At 65.5% G+C, this 22,774-nt stretch carries 19 protein-coding genes and 2 pseudogenes; 8 read left to right on the top strand and 13 right to left on the bottom strand.

Translation table 11 applies throughout. The features are described 5' to 3' along the window. Window positions 1-116: 116 nt before the first annotated feature. The 6 genes from recN to AADZ78_RS12440 are packed head-to-tail and all read right to left on the bottom strand — an operon-like array spanning window position 117 to window position 5,659. The gene (gene recN, locus AADZ78_RS12465) at window positions 117-1,862 is read right to left on the bottom strand and encodes a DNA repair protein RecN (protein ID WP_085249695.1); all 1,746 of its coding nucleotides are present in this window, start codon (window positions 1,860-1,862) and stop codon (window positions 117-119) included. A 4-nt stretch (window positions 1,863-1,866) separates the two neighbouring features. After that, window positions 1,867-2,790, bottom strand: a complete 924-nt coding sequence (locus AADZ78_RS12460) for an NAD kinase (RefSeq protein WP_085249696.1) — start codon at window positions 2,788-2,790, stop codon at window positions 1,867-1,869. Continuing rightward, window positions 2,787-3,596 (bottom strand): TlyA family RNA methyltransferase, encoded by an 810-nt coding sequence (locus AADZ78_RS12455; protein WP_085249697.1) that lies wholly within the window; start codon window positions 3,594-3,596, stop codon window positions 2,787-2,789. The genes AADZ78_RS12460 and AADZ78_RS12455 overlap by 4 nt, the downstream gene beginning before the upstream one ends. Window positions 3,597-3,600: 4 nt before the next feature. Continuing rightward, entirely contained in the window at window positions 3,601-3,789 is a 189-nt protein-coding gene (locus AADZ78_RS12450; RefSeq protein WP_085249698.1) for a hypothetical protein, read from the bottom strand. A 24-nt stretch (window positions 3,790-3,813) separates the two neighbouring features. Further along, window positions 3,814-4,842, bottom strand: coding sequence for an HAD-IIA family hydrolase (locus AADZ78_RS12445; RefSeq protein ID WP_085249699.1), 1,029 nt, complete (start codon window positions 4,840-4,842; stop codon window positions 3,814-3,816). Between the two features lies 1 nt (window position 4,843). Then, window positions 4,844-5,659, bottom strand: coding sequence for a tetratricopeptide repeat protein (locus AADZ78_RS12440; RefSeq protein ID WP_139828589.1), 816 nt, complete (start codon window positions 5,657-5,659; stop codon window positions 4,844-4,846). Between AADZ78_RS12440 and AADZ78_RS12435 the strand changes: the two genes are divergently transcribed. After that, window positions 5,634-5,957, top strand: coding sequence for a hypothetical protein (locus AADZ78_RS12435; protein WP_169726254.1), 324 nt, complete (start codon window positions 5,634-5,636; stop codon window positions 5,955-5,957). The two genes, AADZ78_RS12440 and AADZ78_RS12435, sit on opposite strands and share 26 nt — an antisense overlap. Here the strand turns inward: AADZ78_RS12435 and AADZ78_RS12430 are convergent. Continuing rightward, window positions 5,954-6,337, bottom strand: coding sequence for a DUF732 domain-containing protein (locus tag AADZ78_RS12430; RefSeq protein WP_085249701.1), 384 nt, complete (start codon window positions 6,335-6,337; stop codon window positions 5,954-5,956). The genes AADZ78_RS12435 and AADZ78_RS12430 overlap by 4 nt on opposite strands. A 780-nt stretch (window positions 6,338-7,117) precedes the next feature. Here AADZ78_RS12430 and AADZ78_RS12425 point away from each other — a divergent pair. Both AADZ78_RS12425 and AADZ78_RS12420 read left to right on the top strand, forming a co-directional pair. Then, window positions 7,118-8,380: a YcaO-like family protein gene (locus AADZ78_RS12425; RefSeq protein WP_085249702.1), complete on the top strand. Its 1,263-nt coding sequence runs from the start codon at window positions 7,118-7,120 to the stop codon at window positions 8,378-8,380. Further along, window positions 8,377-9,831, top strand: a pseudogene (locus tag AADZ78_RS12420) (TfuA-like protein). Before AADZ78_RS12425 ends, AADZ78_RS12420 begins: the two are co-directional and overlap by 4 nt. Here the strand turns inward: AADZ78_RS12420 and tyrS are convergent. Then, entirely contained in the window at window positions 9,828-11,099 is a 1,272-nt protein-coding gene (tyrS, locus tag AADZ78_RS12415; protein ID WP_085249703.1) for a tyrosine--tRNA ligase, read from the bottom strand. The pseudogene AADZ78_RS12420 and the gene tyrS overlap by 4 nt on opposite strands. Before the next feature lie 11 nt (window positions 11,100-11,110). Beyond that, the gene (locus AADZ78_RS12410) at window positions 11,111-11,722 is read right to left on the bottom strand and encodes a DNA-3-methyladenine glycosylase (RefSeq protein ID WP_139828590.1); all 612 of its coding nucleotides are present in this window, start codon (window positions 11,720-11,722) and stop codon (window positions 11,111-11,113) included. 60 nt (window positions 11,723-11,782) lie between these two features. Between AADZ78_RS12410 and AADZ78_RS12405 the strand changes: the two genes are divergently transcribed. The 3 genes from AADZ78_RS12405 (at window position 11,783) to AADZ78_RS12395 (ending at window position 14,098) form a co-directional block, all read left to right on the top strand. Beyond that, entirely contained in the window at window positions 11,783-12,544 is a 762-nt protein-coding gene (locus tag AADZ78_RS12405) for an ABC transporter ATP-binding protein (RefSeq protein WP_085249705.1), read from the top strand. Next, complete coding sequence (locus AADZ78_RS12400) at window positions 12,481-13,311, top strand: ABC transporter permease (protein WP_085249706.1); 831 nt, start codon at window positions 12,481-12,483, stop codon at window positions 13,309-13,311. The genes AADZ78_RS12405 and AADZ78_RS12400 overlap by 64 nt, the downstream gene beginning before the upstream one ends. A gap of 166 nt (window positions 13,312-13,477) precedes the next feature. Next, on the top strand, window positions 13,478-14,098 hold the full coding sequence (locus AADZ78_RS12395; protein ID WP_085249707.1) for a TetR family transcriptional regulator: 621 nt from the start codon (window positions 13,478-13,480) through the stop codon (window positions 14,096-14,098). Here the strand turns inward: AADZ78_RS12395 and AADZ78_RS12390 are convergent. Further along, complete coding sequence (locus AADZ78_RS12390; protein WP_085249708.1) at window positions 14,067-14,267, bottom strand: Trm112 family protein; 201 nt, start codon at window positions 14,265-14,267, stop codon at window positions 14,067-14,069. The genes AADZ78_RS12395 and AADZ78_RS12390 overlap by 32 nt on opposite strands. 300 nt (window positions 14,268-14,567) lie before the next feature. Here AADZ78_RS12390 and AADZ78_RS12385 point away from each other — a divergent pair. Continuing rightward, window positions 14,568-14,711: pseudogene (locus AADZ78_RS12385) on the top strand (TetR/AcrR family transcriptional regulator); the annotation flags it as partial. Here AADZ78_RS12385 and AADZ78_RS12380 read toward each other — a convergent pair. From AADZ78_RS12380 to AADZ78_RS12370, 3 genes are all read right to left on the bottom strand, one after another. Continuing rightward, complete coding sequence (locus AADZ78_RS12380; RefSeq protein WP_085249709.1) at window positions 14,680-14,895, bottom strand: Trm112 family protein; 216 nt, start codon at window positions 14,893-14,895, stop codon at window positions 14,680-14,682. The pseudogene AADZ78_RS12385 and the gene AADZ78_RS12380 overlap by 32 nt on opposite strands. Then, entirely contained in the window at window positions 14,888-17,854 is a 2,967-nt protein-coding gene (locus tag AADZ78_RS12375; RefSeq protein WP_239655349.1) for an acyl-CoA synthetase, read from the bottom strand. Before AADZ78_RS12375 ends, AADZ78_RS12380 begins: the two co-directional genes overlap by 8 nt. A 243-nt stretch (window positions 17,855-18,097) precedes the next feature. Further along, window positions 18,098-19,186 carry a hypothetical protein gene (locus tag AADZ78_RS12370; protein ID WP_139828591.1) on the bottom strand — a complete coding sequence of 363 codons (1,089 nt, stop codon included), beginning with the start codon at window positions 19,184-19,186 and terminating at the stop codon, window positions 18,098-18,100. A 468-nt stretch (window positions 19,187-19,654) separates the two neighbouring features. Between AADZ78_RS12370 and AADZ78_RS12365 the strand changes: the two genes are divergently transcribed. Beyond that, entirely contained in the window at window positions 19,655-22,660 is a 3,006-nt protein-coding gene (locus tag AADZ78_RS12365; protein ID WP_169726255.1) for a type 2 lanthipeptide synthetase LanM family protein, read from the top strand. The last annotated feature ends 114 nt before the right edge of the window (window positions 22,661-22,774 follow it).

The following is a 22,774-nucleotide window of genomic DNA, read 5'->3' as shown; positions in this document are numbered from 1 at the left end:
TAACATCAGCCCCACAAGTTGCATGGCGTCACATCTGTAACAGTTGGATGTCGCACGAATGTGCGCAGTTGTACAGGTTCTGCGGCGTGTCGCCGTGCAAACACGCACGCTCGCGGTCAGATTTGGTCGTTCTGCGCGGCGTCGAGCAGTTCGCGGGCGTGGGCGCGGCCGCTGTCGGACTCACCGAGCCCGGCCAGCATCCTGGCAAGTTCGGCGACCCGATCGTCGCTGCTCAGTCTGCGCACCACGCTGGCGCCATTTCCAACGCTATGCACCATGAGGTGCACATCGGCATACGCGGCCACCTGTGGCAAATGCGTGACGACGATGACCTGGTGGGTGCGGGCCAGCCGCGCAAGGCGGCGCCCGATCTGTACCGCCGCCCAGCCGCCGACGCCGGCGTCGACCTCGTCAAACACCATCGTGGTCCCGGTCGCCGAGGCGGCCAGCACCACCTCCAGGGCCAGCATCACCCGCGACAACTCGCCGCCGGACGCGCTCTTGGCCAACGGCAGCACCGTCATGCCGCGGTGTGCCGCGAAGCCGAACTCAACATCGTCGATCCCGTCGGCACCGGCACGAGCGAGCTCGCCCGAAGGCAACATCAACGCCGCGGGATCCTCTTGGTCGGCGGGATCGGTGGTCACGCCGATGCTGAACTCGGCATCAGCCATCGCCAGCGCGGCCAGCTCCCCGGTGACCGCTTTGGCCAGCCGCTTGGCTGCCTTGCGCCGAATCTTGCTGAGATCGATTGCGGCTTGGGCTAATTCACGTGCCAGTTCGCTGACACGGCGTTCCAGCACCGCCAAACCCTCCTCGGAGACGTCGAGCTGGGCCAGTCGCTCGCGGGACTTCTGCGCCCATTGCAGCACCCCGTCGATGTCAGCGGCGTATTTGCGAGTCAGCGTGCGCAACTGGGCTTGTCGGGCCAGCTTGGCGTCAAGCGCGCTGGCATCGGCCGGCAGTTCGTCGACGTAGTCGCCGAGTTCGCCGATGGCGTCAACGACGATGGTCAGTGCCTCGCCAATTTGGGCGGCCAACGCCCGCAGCGCGGTGTCATCGGTCGATGCCAGCGCCGCCTTCGCCCGCCCCAGGCCGTCGGCCGCGCTGGGAGCCAAGCCGTCTTCGGACGCGCCGGACAACGCCTCGCGCGCCACCAGCGCAGCTTCCCGCAGCGTGTCCAGCTCGGAGAGCCGAACGATGTCGGCGACCAGTTCCTCGTCTTCCCCGGGTCGCGGGTCGACGGTGTCGATCTCATCGAGCGCAAATTGCAGCCGATCGGCCTCCTGGGCGAGTTCGCGTGCCCGGTCGCGGCGGTCGACGAGGTCCCGCCGTGCCGAGAGCCACGCGTCTCGCAGCTTGCGGTAGCGCTCACACGCGGCGCTGGCGGCCGCGAAGCGGTCCAGTGCGCCGCGCTGCTCCTCGGTGCGCATCAACCGCAGCTGGTCGTTTTGCCCGTGCAGGGTGAGCAGCTCGTTGGTGAAACCGCACAGCGACTTGGCCGGGGTACTGCGACCCCCGAGGTACGCGCGCGACGGTCCGTCGCGATTGACCGAGCGCAACGCGATCACGCTGCCGTCCTCGTCACGCTCTGCCCCTGAGGCTTCCAGGATCTCGTCCAGCTGAGCGGTCGTGGCGTCGTCGAGATCGGTTGTCGTGAAACGACCTTCGACAACAGCACGGTCAGCACCGGACCGGACGCGGGTTGCGTCGGCCCGGGCGCCGCCGAGTAGGTGCAGTCCGGTGACCACCATGGTCTTGCCGGTGCCGGTCTCGCCGGTCAAAACGGTCAGGCCGCGGTCGAACTCGGCCGTTGCGACGCTGATGGCGCCCAGCGACTCGATGCGAATTTCGGTCAGCACCGGGTCACTGCCCGCGCCAGCCGGTTACCGGCAACCGGAACTTGCGCACCAGACGGTCGGTGAAGGGCGCGCTGTCCAGCCGCGCCCATTTCACGGGCGTGGCACAGCGGGTCACCTCCAGCCGGCTGCCAGCGGGGACCAGCATCTCGCGGCGGCCGTCGCAGAACACCAGGGCGTCATGACCATGCGCTTCTATCTCGATCGCGATGGTGGCATCGGGACTGGTGACCATCGGCCGGCCGAACAGCGCGTGAGCGTTGTTGGGTACCACCAAGATTGCCTCGAGGTCCGGCCACAGCACCGGGCCGCCGGCCGAGAATGCGTAGGCGGTCGATCCGGTGGGCGTGGACACCAATACACCGTCGCAACCGAAGGTCGACACGGGCCGGCCCTCGATTTCCACAACGACCCCGAGCACGCCCAGCCGCGGACCCTTTTCCAGGCTCGCTTCGTTGAGCGCCCATCCCTGCTTGATGATCCGACCCGCTTGGCGCACGACGACATCGAGCGTCAGGCGGTCTTCCACCCGATAATCCTTCGCGACAACGTGTTCCAGCACCACGTCGATGGCCTCGGCCTCGGCTTCGGCCAAGAAGCCGATCCGCCCCAGGTTGACGCCCAGCACCGGGATGCTGGCGTTGCGGGCCAATTCGGCCGCCCGCAAGAAGGTACCGTCGCCGCCGAGGACCAGCACCAGTTCGCAGCTATCGGCGGCGTGCGGGTCCGCGTCGACCACCTCGATATCGACACCCATCGCCCGCATATCGTCGGGAGCCAGGTGCAGCGATCCCCTATCGACGGCCTCCGCGGAGAGCACGCGAAGTGCAATTCCATTGTCACCCAAGACTTTTTCCACCCGCCGCGCCGTCTCGGTCGCTTCATCGCGCCCAGTGTGCACGACCAACAGCACGGTACGTTGCTCGGTCACTGCGGGCCCTCCTGGACGGCCCGCTGGACGGCGCTGATAAGCGCATCACCCTCCAGTGGCCGATCGGTCTGGGCACGCAACCACAGGAAGTATTCGACGTTGCCCGACGGGCCAGGAAGCGGGCTGGCCGTGACACCGACGGTGCGCCAACCCAGCTCTTGGGCACGCTGCGCGACGGTCATGACCGAGTCCGTGCGCAATTGCGGGTCATGCACCACCCCGCCCGTGCCGACTTGTCCCTTTCCCACCTCAAACTGCGGCTTCACCATGGGAACGATATCGGCGCTTGGCAAAGCGCAGCCAACCAGCGCGGGCAACACGGTGGCTAGCGAGATGAATGAAAGGTCAGCCACCACCAGGTCGACGGGCCCGCCGATCGCCTGGGGCGCCAACTCGCGAACGTTGGTCCGCTCGATGACCACGACCCGTGGATCGCTGCGCAGCGACCAGTCCAGCTGGCCATAGCCAACGTCGGCGGCGACGACTTGGGCGGCGCCGCGGTCTAGCAGGACTTCAGTGAATCCACCGGTCGACGCGCCCGCGTCCAGGCAGCGCCGCCCCGCCACCGAGATTTCAAAGGTGTCCAGTGCACCTATGAGTTTGTGCGCTCCGCGCGATACCCAGGTGCGTTCGCCGTCGGTCGCGACCGTCAGCGCAGCGGTGACGGCCACTGCCGTGGCCGGCTTGACCGCGGGCAGGCCGTCGATGCGTACCTTGCCGGCACCGATCAACTCCGCGGCCTGCTGACGGGATCGCGCCAGACCTCGCCGGACCAACTCGGCGTCAACGCGAGCACGCCGTGGCATGCGCTCAGCCCTTCTCCGCCGACTCCAAGGCAGCCAACAGCACGTCGTGCGCCTCGGAAAGCCGGCGGGCGATGTCTTCGAGCTCGGCCAGCGACGGGCCGTTAGCGGAGTCGGCCGGATTACCTCCAGGATCGGGCAACTGGGCGAGCAGCGCTTCGATTTCCGCGCGAATCTGGTCAGGATCGATAGTCATTGCGCTCCCTACGCTAGCGGCCGGCTAGTCGGTGCGCATCAGCGACCAGCGGGCCAGGGCGTCGTGGGCCGAGTCGTCTCCGCCCTCGATCCGTGGTGGCTGCCCCTCCGAGTGGGCGGCCCATACCGCGCTGGCGACGGCGCGGACGATCGACAGATCGTCGCCCACGGGGTCGGCGTTCGCGCTGACCGTCACCGAGCCGGAACCGATGTCGACCTGCCAGCCCGGCTGCGGTCCCACCTTCAGCCGCTCACCGTCCTCGTGCAGGCAACGCAGATCGTGGCCAATGTAGGTGGGCCGCTGGGCGGGCTTGGCATGTACGGCGTCTCGCGCGGTATTCACTCCGGTGAGCACCATCAGGCTCGGCAGGCCCGCCGCGTTAGCACCTTCGATGTCGGTGTCCAGCCGGTCACCGACAACCAGCGGCGCCCGGAAATCGCCGCGGCTCACCGCGTCTGTCATCAATTGTGGGCCCGGCTTCCCCGCGACTTGGGGCTCGGCGCCGGTGGCGGTTCGCAGCGCGGCCACCAAGGATCCGTTGCCGGGCAGCAGACCTCGCTCGGTGGGCAACGTGGGGTCGACGTTGGCCGCCACCCATAGGGCGCCGGACCGGATGGCCAACGCGGCCTCGGCCAGCTCTGGCCATCCGATAGTCGTCGAGAGGCCCTGTACGACGGCGACGGGGCTGTCGTCGTAGCGCCGCACTGGATTCAGCCCGACCGCGCTGATCTCGTTGGCGAGCGCATCGGTGCCCACGATCAGCACCTTGGAACCCACCGGCAGCTGGGCGGCCAGCAGGTGAGCAGCGCTTTGGGCGCTGGTGACAATGTCCTCGCCGGTGGCGGTGAAGCCCAGTTCCCGCAGGTGCGCCGCGACCTCGTCGGCGCTGCGCGAGGCGTTATTGGTGACGAACAACTTGCGGCTCTGCACGTCATCGAGCGACTGCACCGCGCCGTTGGTGGGTTCACGGCCGCGAAAAACCGTCCCATCCAGATCGATCAGCAGGCAGTCATATTGCTGCGCAATGGTTTTGGTTTCGATCGGCCCCGTCATGTCAGCCCAGCTCGTCGACCCGCTCTTCGGCGTCGGTGACGCCCTCGATGTCGGCGGCCGCGGAGCGCAGGAACCACTCCAGTGCCTCCGCGTTGCGGCCCAGCGCCAGCAATGTGTCGGCGTAGGCGTAGAACAACCGGGCCGCCGTCGAGCCAGTGCGGGTGGGATCCAGCTGGGGCGTGGACAGCACTGTCAGCGCCTGCTCCAGCTGCCCAAGATCGGCGCGCGCGCCGGCGGCAACGATGCGCAACTCGTCGGCGTCATCGCCGCCGAGCTGGGCCGCCTCGGGGCCGCGTGCCAGTTCGATGGCCCGTTGCGGCCGGCCAAGACCGCGCTCGCAATCGGCAATCAGCGCCAACAACGACGACTTGCTGCCCATCCTGCGGGCCGCGCGCAGTTCGGCCAGCGCCTGCGCCCAATCGCCACAGTGGTAGGCGGCAATTCCAACGGCTTCGCGAATTGCGGCGATCCTGCTGGACCGGGCTCGAGCCGCCCGCGCATGACTCAGGGCGGCTTCTGGGTCGTCGTCGATCAGCTCGCCGGCGGCCACAAGGTGACGCGCCACCGTGTCCGCGGTGGCCCGATCCAAGGTGCTCAGTTCCCGTCGGATCTCGGGCGCCAACCGTCGGGCATCCACGCCGGGCGGGATCGCGGGGCCGTCGACCGCTGGACGATTCCGTTCGACCGCCGACTGCTGAGGCTGAACCGGTCGTGCCCGCCCAGGCCCCGACTCACGCCGTGGACCGCGCCGCGGCGCGCCGCCGGATGCCGCCCGCGGTCGCTTCTCGTCGTTGCGACCATGCCTGTCCTCGACCACTCCGTACACGTTACGGGCACGCCGGACCGGCCCGGCGGGTCGCCGCCGTCACGGCGGCAACGGCGGGGCTGGGGGGTCCGCAGGCGGTGCGGGCGGTCAAGGCGGGTTCATCGGCGTCACAGGCAACAGCGGTGATGCCGGCCTGGGTGGTGCCGGCGGCGCCGGCGGTAACGGCGGCTTTGGCGGTAGCGGCGGCACCGGCGGCGGCGTGAACAAAGGCTTCGGAGCTGGCAGCGACGGTGCCACCGGCGGCGCAGGCATCGCCGGCAACGCCGGCCAGCCCGGGCCAATTGGTTAGGCCTGCAGCCGGTTTGGCATCAGTGGTGATATCACAGCCGGGCAAAACGTCGCGATCGCGACGATGGTGAACGCGCCCGCAACCTCACGGGACATGCCGTTGCTTTCAGCCATTTCGGACGCGACGGACTCAAACGTGCTGCCCTGCTGTACCACCATTGGACAGACCGATCGCCCCAGAGCCATCGCGCTTGCCGGCTGGCCATACGAGATTCCCGCGTTGTTCAAAGCAGTGAGGAATGCGTTGCCCATCATGTCGGCGTGTATTGGCGCCGCCATGGACGCCGAGGCGCCGAGCACTCCCGCAACCAACGTCAACAGAGCCGCCGCTTGCCGGCCCGCTTGCCAGGACCGTACCTCGCCGTGTGACTGTGCCGTCATGTCTCATTTCTCATCTGTCCGCTATTGCACTTGGGTCACTCAAATCACCGTGACAACAGTGCTCAACAAGAGTCACATTCACGGCACAGTGCGGTAAAGGTTTGCACACTAACGCGTTTCACGGCCAGTCTCCGCGTCCCACCGGCGCTAGAGCGCAACGCGGCCGCTGCTGTCCCCCGATCGGTGGACACCGGCTGTCGTGCCGCTGGAGGATCGGATTTTCCTCCTGTCATCGGCTATTCGTGGGATACAGGAGCGTCTCAAACCGCTCAAAAATGGGTGTCGACGCGGCAGCCGGCCAGAGCCACTTCCGCTCAACCATCACAACGAAGTGAGGAGGTGACGCATGTCCCACGAGTTACTGTTTTGCGAGAGCGAGACGGGGTTCGCGGCTCAGGTCTTCCACGCCGGCGATGCCGCCGAGTGACGTAGTTCCACACTGACGACCGTCGGCGGGGGTCTCGCCACCTCCCCCAGTATGAGACCCCTGCCGAACGCAAACCGAAAGGTCAGCCACATGTCGCATGTTTGCGAGACCGAAACCCACATACCCGGCGCCCTTATTCAACGCGGTCAACCCCACCAAGTGAGCTAACCCTTCGCAACCAAAAGCTCGGCGGGGGTCTCTTCACCTCCCAATCCCCCCACATCTGAGATCCCCGCCGAATCTCACCAGCGGGGTCTCATCGGTTCCCCCTTTCCCCCCTCCCGATGAGATCCCGCTGGATTCTTCTTGCCTAATGACCCATCATCGGGGGCCGTACTAAGTAGCGTGAAGCCATGTCGGAACCTGCGGGCCCGGGCACTCTGCAACCAACCAAGGAACCGGTAGGACCAGATTGGTCGCACTGGCCGGCACGCGTCTTAGGGCATGCCGACCCGATGACGATCAGGCACCGGGCAGGAACCCACCGCATCATGTCTCCCGAACAGACCTGGCTGGCCGTCCAACCTCTGCTGGAGCCGGCCGGCATCACCCGGGTCGCCGACCTCACCTGGCTGGATGATCTGGGTATTCCCACCGTGCAGGCGGTGCGCCCCGCTTCGTTGACATTGTCGGTCAGTCAGGGAAAGGCCACTTCATATTGCGCCGCCCAGGTCTCAGCCGTCATGGAATCCTTGGAGAACTGGCATGTCGAGAGCGTCACCCCCGAGTTGTTATCCACGGCCACAACCGATCTCACCTCGAGCCTGACGTACGACCCGGCCGACCTCAGCCGCCCAACCGGGAGCTTCTACCACCCTCGCGCGAAGCTTGACTGGATGATGGCGACAACATTGTTAACCGGCCGCCAAACCTGGGTGCCGTGGCTCGCTGTGGTCGTGAATATCTCGGTGAGCGATCACTGGGGACCGCCGATGTTCGGCATGGATACCACCGGATTGGCCTCCGGCAACAGCTACCATGAGGCGACCCTGCACGCGCTGTACGAGATCATGGAACGCCACGCCATGGCCACCGCTAAGCCCGGATCGACGCTGTTCGAGGTGCCCCTCGAGGACGTAAAGCGTTCGGAGTGCGCGGAGTTGGTCGACCTGGTATATCAGGCCGGAAGCGAACTGCAGATTGCCCGCATCGATACCTGGGACCGATTCCACTGCTTTGCCGCCGAGCTGACCTCACCAATGATGGAGATCCCGTTCAGCGGCAGCGGCCTGCACCACGACCCCAATGTGGCGCTGTCGCGGGCGATTACCGAAGCCGCGCAGTCACGCCTGACCGCCATCAGTGGGGCGCGCGAGGACCTGCCCTCGGCGATCTATCAGAGGTTCGCCCGGATGCACAGCTACGCCCCGGCCCACCGATCCATGCAGTCGATGCCCGCCGCGCAACCAACGCCATGGCATATCGACTACACCAACTCGCTGGCCGATCTGACAACCTCGGCGGCAACCGCTGTGGCGATCCGGTCTGGCATCGAGCCGATCGCGGTGGTGTGCGACTTCCCCGCCGCGAATGTTCCGGTCGTGAAGGTAATTGCCCCCGGCCTGTCCGCCTCGATCGTTTCGCCGATGCGCACCCCGTTACAGGAACACGCATGACAACCGGTGGACGGGTGGTCGTCACCGCGGGACCAACGATCAGCGCCAAAGATATCCATGCGGTGATACCGAATGCCGAAGTGGTGCCACCGATTTCATTCGGCGATGCGTTCCGGTACGGTTTGCTCCCAGGTGACACGCTGCTCATCGTCGACGGACTCTTTTTCCAGCACGCGTCGGTTCGGCACAAAGAGCTACTGACTCTGATGGCCGACGGAATTCGAGTCGTCGGTTGATCAAGCATGGGGGCACTGCGTGCGGCGGAGCTGCATCCGTTCGGCATGGAGGGCTACGGCTGGGTTTTCGAGGGGTACCGAGACGGAGTCCTGGAGGCCGACGACGAGGTCGGCATGGTGCACGGCGACGCGCAAGACGGTTACCCGGTCTTCGTCGATGCGCTGGTCAATATCAGGCAAACGGCGGCGCGGGCCGTCGAATCCGGTTTGTTGTCAGCGCCGTTGGCCCACCAGCTGATCGAATCCGCACGTAGCACACCATTTACCATGCGGACCTGGCATCGGTTGCTCGACGCTGTCGGTGCGCCGGAAAGCCTCGCGGGCCCGTTAAAGGCGCTGCGGATAGATATCAAACATTCCGACGCCGTGCTCGCGCTGAACGAGATCGTCCGTGGCCCAAGGAATGTCGCAGTCCGCCCCGGCCCGCCGCCGACCATTTGGTCGGAGCGCTGGCGGCAGCGATGGGCGCCGCCGTCACCCGTCGCCGTGACCGGCCGCGACGGCGAGGCGATCGTCGATGTCCTCGATGTCGACGTGCTTGCGTTGCTGAGCATTTGCGCAAACGATCGGTGGGCATATCTGCCCGCCCTCGAGCAAGTCGCTGCCTGGCACTGGAGCTTGCTGCACCCCGGCGAGGAAAGCAGCGTTCGCGAACGCGCCTCACATGCCGTCAACGAAGTCACAGCCGACACCTATGAGCGTGCCCTGGAGACGGTCGCCCACCAATATGCGATAGCCACCGGGATGATCGACGAGTCCGGCTTTCCCGAATCGGTCCGGTCGCAGTGGCTTACCGCCGACGAGAATGAAACCCTGCGCGACGATCCCATTGCGATCTCAGCTCGGCTAGCCACCCGCACGCTGTTCTTCGCCCGGTCGCTGCCGGCCATCCAACACTTCCTCGACCTGCTGCGCGACGACCCGCGGCTACCCGAATGGCGCGCCTTGGCGGCACAAGCCCTGGCAAGACGTGACGAATTGGCACGCCAGAAGCCGCATTTGAACTTGCGCCGGCCGGACCCGGCTCAGCTCAAGGTCCTGTTCGGCAAGCGATGGGGCACCCCGGTGGACCGCATCGAACTGGCCCAACGCGGCCTGATGACCGAAGACTCGTTCTACAACGCCGCCACCCTGTTCGCGGTGGCTGCCGCCGACGACCAGCTGCCGTCTTTCCAGGTCGGCATCTTGGGTGCTGCAGCAGCCCAGCCGTCTTAGAGCCGCTCCACCCCGGCGATATTCCGCTTGCCGCGACGCAGCACCAGCCAGCGTCCGTGCAGAAAGTCCGATGCCTGCGGCGCCCATTCGTCGGTGTCGATCCGAATGTTGTTGACCGAGACGCCGCCCTCGTTGATGGTGCGCCGAGCCGCGTTCTTGCTCGCCGATAGTCCGGTGGCAACCAACAGGTCGACGATTCCATCGGGAGTTCCGGGTTTGAGTTCGGCGACGGCCGTCTCGCGCAATGCCGCGGCCAGCGTCGCTTCGTCGAGGCGAGCCAGCTCGCCCTGCCCGAAGAGTGCCCGGCTGGCATGCTCGACGGCTTCGGCGGCGGCCTCGCCATGTACCAAGACGGTCAACTCGGCGGCGAGCCGGCGCTGGGCCGTGCGTTGCTGCGGTCGCTCCGCCGTCGCCTGTTCCAACTCAGACAGCTCGTCGGCCGACAGGAAGGTGAACCACCGCAGGTAGCGCATCACGTCTGCGTCGGCGGTGTTGACGAAGTACTGGTACCAGGCATACGGGCTGGTCATCTCGGGGTCGAGCCACAGGCTGCCACCTCCAGTGGACTTGCCGAACTTGGTGCCATCGGCTGCGGTCACCAGCGGGACGGTGAGCGCATGCACTGTCGCACCAAGCTTTTTGCGCACCAAGCGAACCCCGGCAATGATGTTGCCCCACTGATCCGAGCCGCCGACCTGCAACACACAGCCGTGCCGCCGGTGCAGTTCGACGAAGTCATTGGCCTGCAGGAGCATGTAGCTGAACTCGGTGTAGGAGATCCCCTCCCCTTCCAGGCGCCGCCGGATGGTGTCGCGGTCCAGCATCACGTTGACCGAGAAGTGCTTGCCGATGTCACGCAGGAATTCGATGGCCGACAGGGAGCGAGTCCACTCGAGGTTGTTCGCGACGATCGCGCCCGTCGGCGAATTGTCGAAATCGACGAATCGCTCCAATTGGCCGCGGATCAGTTCGGTCCATTCGGCTACGGTGTCGGCCGCATTGAGACTGCGCTCGCCGGCTTCGCGCGGGTCACCGATCATGCCGGTAGCTCCGCCGGCGAGCACGATAGGGCGATGACCGGCGCGTTGAAAGCGCCGCAACGCCAGCAGCGGCACCAGATGGCCGGCATGCAGGCTCGCCGCGGTGGGATCGAAGCCGGCGTACACCGTCATCGGCCCGCGCTCCGCTTCGGCGGCCAGCGCATCGAGGTCGGTGGATTGGGCGATCAACTCGCGCCAGGCCAGCTCGTCGAGGATCTGTGCAGACATCCCGGAAGACTCTAGTCGCTGGCACCCAGGACCGGCGCTCGCGGACTTCGCCGGTATGCGGAAACCTCCGGTCGGTCGGCAAGCCAGAGTCGCCACGGGCGGTCGGCGGCCTGACTGATCCCGACCCGCGGGCCGGCCACCGCCGGGACCGCATCGTTGAGCCGCAGGGTCAGCGGGCCGTCCGGGTCAAACAAGTCAATCCCATTGTCAGCCATAGTGATTCCCAATGCCGCGCACAGGTTGCCCGGACCGCGCCCTAGCGCGGCGGTCCGGATCAACTCGCCGCGCCGGGACCGGGCGACATCGATACCGTCTTCGATGGCGCAGGCGCGCAACAGGACGGCGGCGGCCGTGCCGTCGGGTCCGCACGCCACGTTGGCGCAGATGTGGATGCCGTGACTGCGGTAGGTGTAAAGCCGACCCGGCGGCCCGAACATGACGGCGTTGCGCACGTTGCGGCCGCGATAGGAGTGTGCCGCGGCGTCCGGCCAGGGGCCGTCGGGAACACCGCCGTATGCCTCCACCTCGACAATCACCGCGCGCACGCCGCGTCCGGCGAGGGTGGCGCCGAGCAGTCGATACGCGGCAGCGACCGGGTGGTCGACCAGTTGCTCAGCGCTCACCGGACAGATTCTGCTTGAGCGTCTTGACAACCTCTTCGGCAGGGGTGAATTATTCACCATATGATGACTTCATCGTCCGATGAATTACTTGTGGACTCACGTGAGCCGGTCGTCCGCATCGACCACCTGCGTGTGATACGCGGTAAACGCCCGGCTCTGCACGACTTCTCGGTGGAGATTTCCCGCGGCGCCATCACCGGCCTACTTGGTCCCTCCGGTTGCGGCAAGACCACGCTGATGCGCTGCATCGTCGGCACCCAGATCGTGGCGTCAGGCACCGTGACCGTGCTCGGTCACCCGGCCGGGTCGGCGGCATTGCGGCGTCGAGTCGGATACCTGCCACAGGATCCGACCATCTACAACGACCTGCGGATCATCGACAACGTCCGCTACATCGCGTCCCTGTACGGCTTCGACGGCCACGCCGCCGACGAAGCCATCGACCGGGTGGGCCTGGCGGATCACCGAACCGCTTACTGCGGCAATCTTTCCGGTGGTCAACGCACCAGGGTTTCGCTGGCCTGCGCGCTGGTCTGCCAACCCGATCTGCTCGTGCTCGACGAACCCACCGTAGGCCTGGATCCGGTGCTGCGCGTGGACCTTTGGGACCAGTTCGCCGAACTGGCCCGCACCGGGACCACGCTGCTGGTTTCTAGTCATGTGATGGACGAAGCCGACCACTGCGGCGACCTGTTGCTGATGCGCGAAGGCCACCTCGTCGCACACACCACCCCGGCACAACTAAGAGAGGACACGTCATGCACGTCACTCGAGGAAGCGTTTCTGTCCGTCATCAAACGCAGCACCGCGCAACCCGCCTGACCCAAAGCCGGAGAGGGCTCAAGGGATACACCGCGACCACTGCACGAATCCTGCGCCAATTGGCGGCCGATCACCGCAGCGTCGCCATGATCCTGGTGGTGCCGATCCTCGTTATCACGTTGATGTACTTCATGTTCCAAGATGCGCCGCACCGCCCGGGCACGCCGTCACCGTTCAACAACGCCTGCCTGATCTTGCTGGGCCTGTTCCCGCTATTCTTGATGTTCATCATCACGTCGATAACGATGCAGCGCGAACGGGCCTCGGGAACATTGGAGCGCATCCTGACCACGCCGTTGCGTAGGCTCGACCTGCTGGTCGCATACGGGACCGCATTTTCTATCGCCGCGGCGACGCAAGCCATCCTGGCCTGTACGGTCTCGTTTTGGCTCCTCGACTTCAATACCGCGGGCAGCCCGGCATGGGTGTTCGTGATAGCGATCGTCAACGCAGTGTTGGGCGTTGGCCTGGGCCTGCTCTGTAGTGCCTTCGCCCGCACGGAGTTTCAGGCCGTGCAGTTCATTCCGTTGGTGATGGTGCCGCAGCTGCTGCTCGCCGGCATCATCGTCCCGCGGTCATTGATGCCGGACTGGCTGGAATGGATCAGCAACGCGATGCCGGCCAGTTACGCGCTGGAGGCCTTACAGCAAGTAGGTACGCACCCGGAGCTGACCTACGTCGCTCTGCGTGACATCGTCGTCGTCCTGGCGTTCGCGATCGCCGCGCTTTGCCTGGCCGCGGCGACGCTACGGCGACGGACGCCCTAGTGGCGATCGTAAGCGCGGCGCAGCCGGGCGCAGCGGGTCGCCACGGAGGGGTCCTAGTGGCGATCGCAAGCGTGGCGCAGCCGGGCGCAGCGAGTCGCGACGGAGGGTCCAGTGGCGATCGCAAGCGTGGCGCAGCCGGGCGCAGCGAGTCGCCACGGAGGGTCCAGTGGCGAGCGTAACCGGCGAACGCAGGCGGCCCGGACGACCCGTCGGAAACTCCGACAGTCGGGAGCGCATCCTGGCTAGTGCCCGAGAACTGTTTGCGCACAACGGCATTGATCGCACCTCAATACGGGCTGTGGCGGCAAAGGCCGGAGTGGACGCCGCATTAGTGCACCACTACTTCGGCACCAAGCAACAGCTTTTCGCGGCCGCGATTCACCTTCCGATTGATCCGATGGAAGTGATCGTGCCCATGCGGGAAACGCCAGTCGAGGAACTCGGATACAAGCTGCCGTCGTTATTGCTGCCGTTATGGGATTCCGAATTGGGCACCGGGCTGATCGCCACGTTACGGTCGCTGATCGCGGGCTCCGAGGTGAGTTTGGCGCGCTCATTCCTGCAGGAGGTCATCAGTGTGGAAGTGGGTTCGCGGGTCGACAACCCCCCAGGATCGGGCAGAATCCGCACGCAGTTCGTGGCGTCTCAGTTGATGGGCGTGGTGATGGCGCGCTACATCGTCAAGATCGAGCCGTTCGCATCGCTGCCCTCCGAACAGATCGCGCAAACCATCGCCCCCAACCTGCAGCGTTACCTCACTGGGGATCTGCCGGGCCTGACGCCATGAGCCGGGCGTGCTCCTCGTCGTCGACGTCACGGGCCTCGTCGATCAGCAGCACTGGGATGCCGTCGTCAATGCGATAGGCGCGGCGCAGCCTCGGGTTGTAGAGACACTTGCCGTCGTCGATAAACCCAGACCTGCAGCGCCGCCGGAGTCTTCCTGGCGGGTTGGTCATTCAGGAGCACCTGGACGCGAAGATACCGAATCGCGGCTACTAGTCACATCCGCAACTCTGGTCTGTGTCGGAGGCTATGGTCTCACTGCCCGCCTAAGCGCGACAACTCGGTTTCTGCAGGTCAACGCCACCTCGAGACCCGCACGGCCACTACCAACTTGGAAACAACACCGCAGCTCAGGCGGTTGTCGCTGACAGCCGGGCGCATCGGGTGGTCCACCGGGCGCAGCGACACATGTGACTGTTGTGACGGTGCGATGTGCCCGATCTATGGTGCCCACCAATGTGAGCCAAGACAGGTCTCAGTTGATGGGCGTGGTGATGGCGCGCTACATCGTCAAGATCGAGCCGTTCGCATCGCTGCCCTCCGAACAGATCGCGCAAACCATCGCTCCCAACTTGCAGCGTTACCTCACTGGGGATCTGCCGGGCCTGACGCCATGAGCCGGGCGTGCTCCTCGTCGTCGACATCACGGGCCTCGTCGATCAGCAGCACTGGGATGCCGTCGTCAATGCGATAGGCGCGGCGCAGCCTCGGGTTGTAGAGACACTTGCCGTCGTCGACCAGCACCAGCGGACCCCGGTCGGCCGGGCACACCAGAATGCTCAGCAGCGTGTCGTCAAGCATTGGCGGGCTTCGGCTTGCCGGTCAACTCGCTGCGCACCGCCGGAGTCAAACGCCGGAATTCGTTGCTGCCGGCGTCGAAATACCATGCGTTACGCCCCGCCTTGGGGATACCGGCTGCCCGCAGGGCGCTCACGGTAGGTCGGTAGCTCGCGCTGAGCGTCATCCGTGCCACCACGTGCACGACGTCAGGCCCCAACCCCACCGGCATGCCCGCAACGGCTTCCATGAGGTCGGCCGAGGTGATCGTGGCTCCCGGGCGCAACGTCACAGCAGACACCGCCACCTGCCGGCCTTTCACCTGGACGCCGTAGGTCACGGCGAGGTCGACGCCGTTGATCAGGCCGAGCGCGTCGTTCACCGGTTCGGCGTAGACCATGCCACGCGCGGTGCGGACCTCCGATCCGCGCCTGCCGGCCAGCCAATAGTCGCCGTCGTCGTCGCGGCGGAACAGGTACTCGGTGGATATCCAGGTGTCGGCAGGAGCGAAGACACCGCGCTTGACCGATGCGGTGGGATCGATCGGCCCGCGAGATTGCGCGAGCAGCACTCCGATCTGGTTGACGTCGGCGACCTGTACGAAACCCTGGTCGTTCTCCAGGATCAGGTCATGTTGCGCGTCGTAGGCGCCGAGCTCGACACGGCCGGCACCTGGTAGCGGACGGCCCTTGCTGCCGATCTTGGCGCCCGAGACGTTGGCCAGCACCGCCTGTCCGTCGGTGGTGGCGAAGAACTCGACGACGTGTGCGGGCGCGAACGCGTCGACGACGCGCTCCCATAATCCGGTGGGCATACCCGAGCCGATGAACAGCCGCACCGGATGGTTACCGTGCAGCACAAAAGCGGGATCGTCAAGGACGTCGCGCAACATTGCCCATGTGTAGGAGACCACGGTGACGCCGTACTGCCGAACCTCAGAGACGAATCGCTCGGGCTTTAGTCCGCGGGACAGTGCGATCCTGGTACCGCCGACGACGGCACCGCCCAGGCTGACCAGCAGTGCCGACTCGTGGTGCAGTGGGGTCAGGCAGTAGACGGTGTCTTTGCGGTCCAGGGTGGCCGTCGAGGCGGTTCCGAACGCCGACACCGCCCAGCGATAGTTGGTGATCTGCTTGGCGACCAGCTCGCCGCCGACCGCGCTGAAGGCGATGAACGCAAGGTCGCGCGCCAGGCCCGGGTTTTGCCGGTACCAGGCGGGCAATTCTACGGCGTCCGGATCGATTTGTTCCATGTCAATGACATCGCTGTCCTCCGGCAGATGTAGGTCGCGTGACTCACCGCCGCCTAGCACTAGCACCTGTCCGGGCAATTGACGCGCCGCATCGAGGTTGGCGGGATCGGTCAGGATCTCGGTCGCTCCCCCGAGCCGCACTTGTGCGCCCAGATCGGCGCCTGCCCGCATCAACACGGCCACCGCCCCGAGGCGCGACAGCGCGGCGATGGCGACCAGCGCACTGGGCCGCGTCTCCATCAGCACACCAACCCGGTCGCCTTGGCGTACCCCTACTTCGATCAGGCCGCGAACAACGTTGTTGATGCGTCGGTTGACCGCCTCGTAAGTGTGGACACGTCCGTCAAACAACAGGAATTCGCCGTGCGGGGCATCGCGTGCCTGTTCGTCGATGACGCGGCCGAGCGAGATTCGGGTGTGGTCGTTCAGTTGTCCCAGCCGGGCCAGGCGCGGCAGCGTGCGGACAGTCTCGACGGCCAGGGTGCGCACGGATTTGTTGGCCGTGACGACGGCTTCGGCGGCGCCGCGGGCCAGCGCCAGCGCCGCCTCGGAGACCTCGCCGATGCCGTGCGCGAGCCGGGAGCTCCACACCACACCGCTGTCGGTGTGTTCGGCGGGCTGCTCGACCATTAGGCCGATGTTGCCGGGCTTGTCGCCGCCGCTGGAGATCCAGCACACCCAGTCCGCGACGGTCGGCCAGCTTTGCTGTGCGGCTCTCGATCCCACGACCAGACCGAAATGTCCTGTGCGGATTAGACATTCGTAGACCTCGGTGTTGGGCGCGGCCCGCCGGATGCCGCGCACCGATGCCGGTTGGCCGATGTCGTCGACCTCGCCGACGAAGGCCAGTATCGGGCAGGTGATATCGGTGAGCGTCACCATCTGGCCGTTGATGGCGAAGCCGCCGGTCATCATTCGGTTGTGAGCGATGAACTGCTTGAGCAGTTCCGAGATCGCCGGGCCGGACCAGGCGATCCACCCTTCGCGCTCAAGGAATCTGCGCTGCTGTTCCCTCGGGAGCAGCGCCTCACGGTCGTGTAGCTGACGCAAGAAGTCGACCCGGGCCTTAGCGGTCTTGAGTGGGTCCATCATCTGAAAACCAGTGCGCGCCATCCAACTTGGGATGGCTAACCGGTTGAAGACGTGGTCGGCCATGAAATCGGCAACCGCGGCGCCCATGTTCGCCGGAATGCCCATGGGCAACGCCGCCAAGGTGTCCACCGGGGAACCGAACGCCACAATGCTGGCGAGGTTCTTGGAGCGCCGATAGGCGCCGACCTGATAGCACCACATCCCGCCCTGCGAGTATCCGACCAGGTGCACGTCCTGACCAGTGGTGTCCTTCACCGTGTCGATGGCCTGGCTGAGGGCCACAATGTGGTCGGCGAGGTTGCGACGCATTCCGCCCTCGACCTTGTCTGGTGAGCCGAAGTCGATGACCCAGGCGTCCAGCCCGCGAGCGTGCAGGATGCCGACCGCACCCTCCGCACGGGTGACGTCCCACATGTCCGCCGACATCATCATCGGGTGCACCATCAGCACCGGCGGACCCACCGGCGGCTGTCCGGGACGATTGTCCGGCGGGAAGTACCGCCGCAGCTTGTACATCGGCACGCTCTCGACGATCTGGGACGGCGACGGGACGCTGCCGGTTTCCAGGCCGCCCAGTCGGAGGACTTCCAGACCATTCTGGGCTGTGGCCACCAGACGCTCCACCGGACGTGTCACCATCGACAAACTGAGATCCACGAATGCTCCCTGACTTGGCCTTGACCAGCGTGGACATCATGGCACATCGGCACAGCGGCGCGGTTTGGTCGCCGGCAGTGGGCGTCGCCGGGGCGGCCAACATCTGGCCCATGTTTCTACACCGAGCGTTTCAATCTCGTCGTCCGACGCCTGCCGCCGAACCGTTAGTTCGGTGGTTTACCACGACGCTTTGCGACGTAGCACGCGTTTACTGGGTAGAGCGGTTTATTTCAACATTATGCTTCCGATTGAATAGAGCCATTCAACGAGCTCAAAATCCCCCCGCGCCTTAGGCAAGAATGGGTCAAAGGTACCAGACCCGAGCCATCTAGCTCCTTCTTCACCATTAGCGGAAATGAAGGTTGCTTGACCTCCAAGACCGACGATTATGCCGTCGCCATGCCGGACCCAAACGGATGGCGCGCGCATAATGCGACAGACCGCGCTGCATGAACGAACCTCCTGGATATCTCCGCTAATCCGTAGACGTGGACAAATGAGTCCATTCGATGAAACCGCAGCAACTAGCACCATCAGATCTGAAGTCCTCAGCTCGGGGTTGAACTCCCTGTACTGAGCCACCCATTCTGCGGACACCTCTCCGTCATTGCTCCGATGAATTGGAAGACTGCGGATGGTACCTGTCGAACTCGAACCGTATGAAGCGATGTTGACCGCGAGAGACGCGCTCGGAGTTTCTGCAACGTGCCACACCCAATTTGGCCACTGAACGTAGTGGCCCGGGGTAGTGAGGATTTTCATCGCAGATGAGCCAATATCTAGGATCGAAGTCTTCGCGAGATACTGCTCGTCGCCATTCTTGGTCGGGTATGTTTCAACGCTGTCATAAGCACCGCTGGCCTCCACGTCGTCATGGTCCCAAAAGTAGAAGCGCTTTTGCCCCTGAACCACGAGGTGCCTGTTCCAACATGGCTCTCTATGAATCCCACCCGGCGTCGAACTATATTTCCCAGCGAAAATATCACATCGGCTGGTCCCGTCGGTGAGCCCTTGATCCCAGATAGCTTCACCATAAGCCGAACAAAGCTCTTGAACCAGTGCCGGGTGCCACTGATTTACCCCCATCGCATATAGCGTAAGTGATTCGTTGCTTTTGTTGCATAGATCGTCAATATTGGCAGCGTTGGCGACCACTTCTCGGACTGCGGTGGTCGACCGTTCGGAAACTCCATCGACAGTTAAACACAAGCGTGCCCCTGGTGGGGCACTCTCCAGTGCATTCCAGACCGTTGAACCATTCGGCCATAATGGCATTTCCACCTGTCTCGGAATAATGCGCGAGAAAGCGCTCACCGGGTCAAGCCAGTGACGTTAGCGGAATCCTCTGAGGCGCAGCCGTTATGGACGCAGGCATTCGCATTCGGAGCGGACACAGACCACCCGGTCTGGTGGTGAGCAGCGTGGTGGTGCATGTCGTCCAAATCTTTCTTCCGGTTCCGCCTCGACTTAGCACGGCGCAGCGGCGAACAACGATCTCAAACCACGCCGGCAGCGGTCGGTAGCATGCTAGCTCGTCAGCGTTTGACGGGTGGAGAGGTAACTTGGCCGATGACGGTGTCTAAGGAGCCTCGGCGCCACGCTATGGCACCGCGGAAAGTTCCGTCGCCAGGCACGGTGCTTTCGATCGCGGCCCGGGCCCGGCCATTTCATGAGCGGTTGGCGATCCCGCGGGCGTCACGAGCATCGGCGGCCCCATTGTTGGATGCGGGCAGACGCGATCGTTGGCGGGCGGCATCCGCGCGGGGTGTGGAGGTTCACTTCGTGCGGCGCCTCGGCCATATGGGGCTGGCGGACCCGGACGACCTGGCAGACCTGCTCACCGAACCTGACGCGGACCCCACGAGCGGGATCCCGGCGTGGTTGGACGTCCTGGTGGCCGCGGCTGGGCGCAGTGCGGTTCCCGCGTCCACCGAGACCTTACCCGCACAGGGTCATGAACTTGACCTGCTGTTGGCACCCCTTCTCGAGGAAGCTCGGGCGCGATTGGCGAGACGGGTACCGCAGACGCCGAACATCTCTGGTGGCGCCGGCGATGACCTCCGGGAGTGGCTACGCGGGGATCTCAACCGCCTCGCGGGTCCCTGCGTCGACACCGAGTTCGCCTCGTTTCGGACACGGGCCGCTCCGGCGGTGCCCGACAATCTGTGGCACGACTTTGAGCGGGAGGCGCTGGCGTCCGGACTTTTCGGCATCTGGAACACCTATCCCGTGCTGGCGCGGCTGGTGGGCGTATGTCTGCTCGACTGGGTCGATCGCAGCGCCGAGCTGCTCGGGCGGTTCGAGGCGGACCGGGTGGCCCTGGCAGAGTTACTTGCCAGCAACGACCCGCCGCGACTCGAGGCCGTCGAGTTGACCGAGTCCGACCCGCACAATGGTCACGCGCAGGTCGCCGTGTGCACGGTGTCGGGGACGCGGGTGGTGTACAAGCCCAAGGACCTATCTGCCGAGGTCTTCCTCTCCGAGCTGGTGCGATGGTGCGACGGCGTCGGGATGGATCTGGGCCCAGCGACCGATGTGCTGGCCCGTGACGGGTACGGCTGGGTCGGTTATGTCAAACAAGCTCCCGTGGATTCCGAAGGCGCCCAACGCTTCTACGCACGAATCGGACGTCTTGCGGCGCTGTTGTTTGCACTCGGCGGAAAGGACGCTCATGCCGAGAATGTCGTGGCCTGTGGCGATGCTCCGGTAATCATCGACGCCGAGACCGTGCTGCAGCCCACGCTGCCCACCGAGGATGACCATCCCGTCGGTGACTGGGTGCTGCACAACCTGCTGCTACCGATGTGGTTGCGCATCGCGGGCATTGCTAGGGACCACTCGGCGACCGGCGCGCCCGGAACCACGTGGCACCGAACGGAGTTGCGCTGGCAAAACTTCGGCGGGCCACAGATGGAACTTGTGCCCGTACCGGTCGCCGTGGGCGACTTTCCCAGCGCCTTGCGCTCGCCGGCAGGGGACCTGTTTCGGCCAGAGGATCACACGCAGGAGATCCTGGCGGGATTCCGCGAGGGGTGGCGCTGGCTCTGCGAACATGTCTGGAACTTCATCGGTCCGGGGGGCTGGCTCGATCGCCTCGGCAGCGTGTGGGTGCGCGTCCTGGTGCGTCCGACGCGTACCTACAGGCGACTGCTCGACACCGCCCAGGATCCCACCCTGCTCCGTTCGGGTGTCGAGCGCTCGATCCATCTCGACCATGTGGCTCGGGCAGCGTTCGACCGTGGCGCGGAGCGGTGGCTGGGACTCGCAGACGCCGAGCGCCGGATGCTCGAGGACGGCGACATCCCCTTCTTCAGCGTTCGTGCGGATGAGACGGTGCTGCGCTCCACCGATGGTTCTGGGCTGATCCGGTTTGAGGAGTCGAGCCTCGCGCAGGCGCGTCGACGCCTTGCGAGCCTGGGCGACGGCGACCTGGAACTGCAGTCGGATGTGATACGCGCGTCGTTGGCCGTCGCGGCGCCCGATTGCCGGTTGAAGGCGTTTGAGGCGGCGTTGGGCGGTGATCATCGCTCCACTGAGTGCGGGAACGATCCCGCGGCAGCAGCAGCGGCCGTTGCCGCACGGATGTTCGCGCAGGTGACGAAGTTTGGAGGCCCGACGGCGCCGCTGGGCCTGGTGGCCGCCTCCTCGTCGCAGTGGGCCATCGACGTCCCGGGTCCAGGCCTGTATGACGGTCGGATCGGCATCGCGGTCTCCCTTGCCGGTGGAGCTGCGGCATTGGACGACCAGGCGCTAGCGGAGCTGGCGCGAGAGATCGCCGAGCCGGTGCTCGAAGACGCCACAGAGCGGCCCCGCAGGCTTGTGCTCCGCTATGGTCTCGGCGGCTCAGATGGCGTTGGCGGCGTTCTTCTCGGGTTGGCGCAGATTCAGCGCATCACACAGGCATCCGATCCCCGGTTTGAGGCGGCGTTCCTGACACTGGCGCGGGCGGTGACCGAGGACGACCTCGACGGTGTGGATCCACTGGACCTGCTCACCGGGCTGTCCGGCTTTGTCGCAGGGCTGGCCGCGGGCACACGGGTCGGTTGGCAGACCGAAACACCAATCGGCCAGGTGGCGCAGCGTCGACTGATGGATGCGGCCGCGACGCACCTAGCCGCGGTGGAGTCGGGCGCCGTACCGGGCAGCAATGGCTTCTCGCACGGAGATGCCGGGCTGGCCGCGCTGCTCGCCGGGATCGCGGGGCTCGAGGCCGACACCTCGGAAGAGGCGCTCACGTTAGCGATGGCGCTAGTGGCGGCGGAGTCGGCGAGGTTCGACCCAGAGGTGAATGGGTGGCGCGACTTGCGCCCAGGAGCAGACCCAAGTGGGCCAGGGCCGGGATGGTGCAACGGATCACCTGGCATCGCTCTGTCCCGAACACTCATCGCACAGTGCGTTCCCGAAACCGCGGCGTCGGACCCTGCTTCGCTGCGCCACCACCTGGATATGGACCTGCATCGAGCTTCCGACGGACTCGGAACCGACCAATTGCCCAGGGACACCTTGTGTTGCGGAAGGGCTGGGCGGGTAGCGGTACTACAAACAATCTCGGGGAGTTCGGCTCAACGTGGGGCGCCAGGGCACGCCCAATACCGCCGGATGTCCGACGACGCGACTGCCGGTTTAGCATCGGCTGCGCTGGCCGGGAACCTCCGCCTGGGCGCGCCGCCGTCGCCGATCTCTCCGCTCGGACTGTTTCAAGGGCTCGGCGGGGTTCTTTATGCCCTCGCGCAGGCATCGCGTCCAGCCTTGCCTGCGGTCCTGGCCTGGGGTACCGATCTCGGCTGACACGCCCATCCGGGCCCTTTTCGCGCTGACCCAGCAACAAATGGTGCCGGTCACGCCCGCGCGGGAGCCGCCATCGTTGCTAGGCAGGACTCAGCACGTCAATGTACAGCTGTA

It is taken from the genome of Mycobacterium riyadhense, assembly GCF_963853645.1.
In the GTDB taxonomy this organism is placed as follows: Bacteria; Actinomycetota; Actinomycetes; order Mycobacteriales; family Mycobacteriaceae; genus Mycobacterium; species Mycobacterium riyadhense.
The sequence above is the reverse complement of the archived record's forward strand: the minus strand, read 5'-3'. Positions and strand labels throughout refer to the sequence as shown.

Coding starts and splice junctions, on each gene's coding strand:
- AADZ78_RS12405 (WP_085249705.1), top strand. CDS start 11,783: ATGATGACTTCATCGTCCGATGAATTACTTGTGGACTCACGTGAGCCG.
- AADZ78_RS12430 (WP_085249701.1), bottom strand. CDS start 6,337: ATGACGGCACAGTCACACGGCGAGGTACGGTCCTGGCAAGCGGGCCGG.
- AADZ78_RS12450 (WP_085249698.1), bottom strand. CDS start 3,789: ATGACTATCGATCCTGACCAGATTCGCGCGGAAATCGAAGCGCTGCTC.
- tyrS (WP_085249703.1), bottom strand. CDS start 11,099: ATGTCTGCACAGATCCTCGACGAGCTGGCCTGGCGCGAGTTGATCGCC.
- AADZ78_RS12455 (WP_085249697.1), bottom strand. CDS start 3,596: ATGCCACGGCGTGCTCGCGTTGACGCCGAGTTGGTCCGGCGAGGTCTG.
- AADZ78_RS12445 (WP_085249699.1), bottom strand. CDS start 4,842: ATGACGGGGCCGATCGAAACCAAAACCATTGCGCAGCAATATGACTGC.
- AADZ78_RS12380 (WP_085249709.1), bottom strand. CDS start 14,895: ATGCTTGACGACACGCTGCTGAGCATTCTGGTGTGCCCGGCCGACCGG.
- AADZ78_RS12390 (WP_085249708.1), bottom strand. CDS start 14,267: ATGACCAACCCGCCAGGAAGACTCCGGCGGCGCTGCAGGTCTGGGTTT.
- AADZ78_RS12375 (WP_239655349.1), bottom strand. CDS start 17,854: ATGGTGACACGTCCGGTGGAGCGTCTGGTGGCCACAGCCCAGAATGGT.
- AADZ78_RS12400 (WP_085249706.1), top strand. CDS start 12,481: ATGCACGTCACTCGAGGAAGCGTTTCTGTCCGTCATCAAACGCAGCAC.
- AADZ78_RS12425 (WP_085249702.1), top strand. CDS start 7,118: ATGTCGGAACCTGCGGGCCCGGGCACTCTGCAACCAACCAAGGAACCG.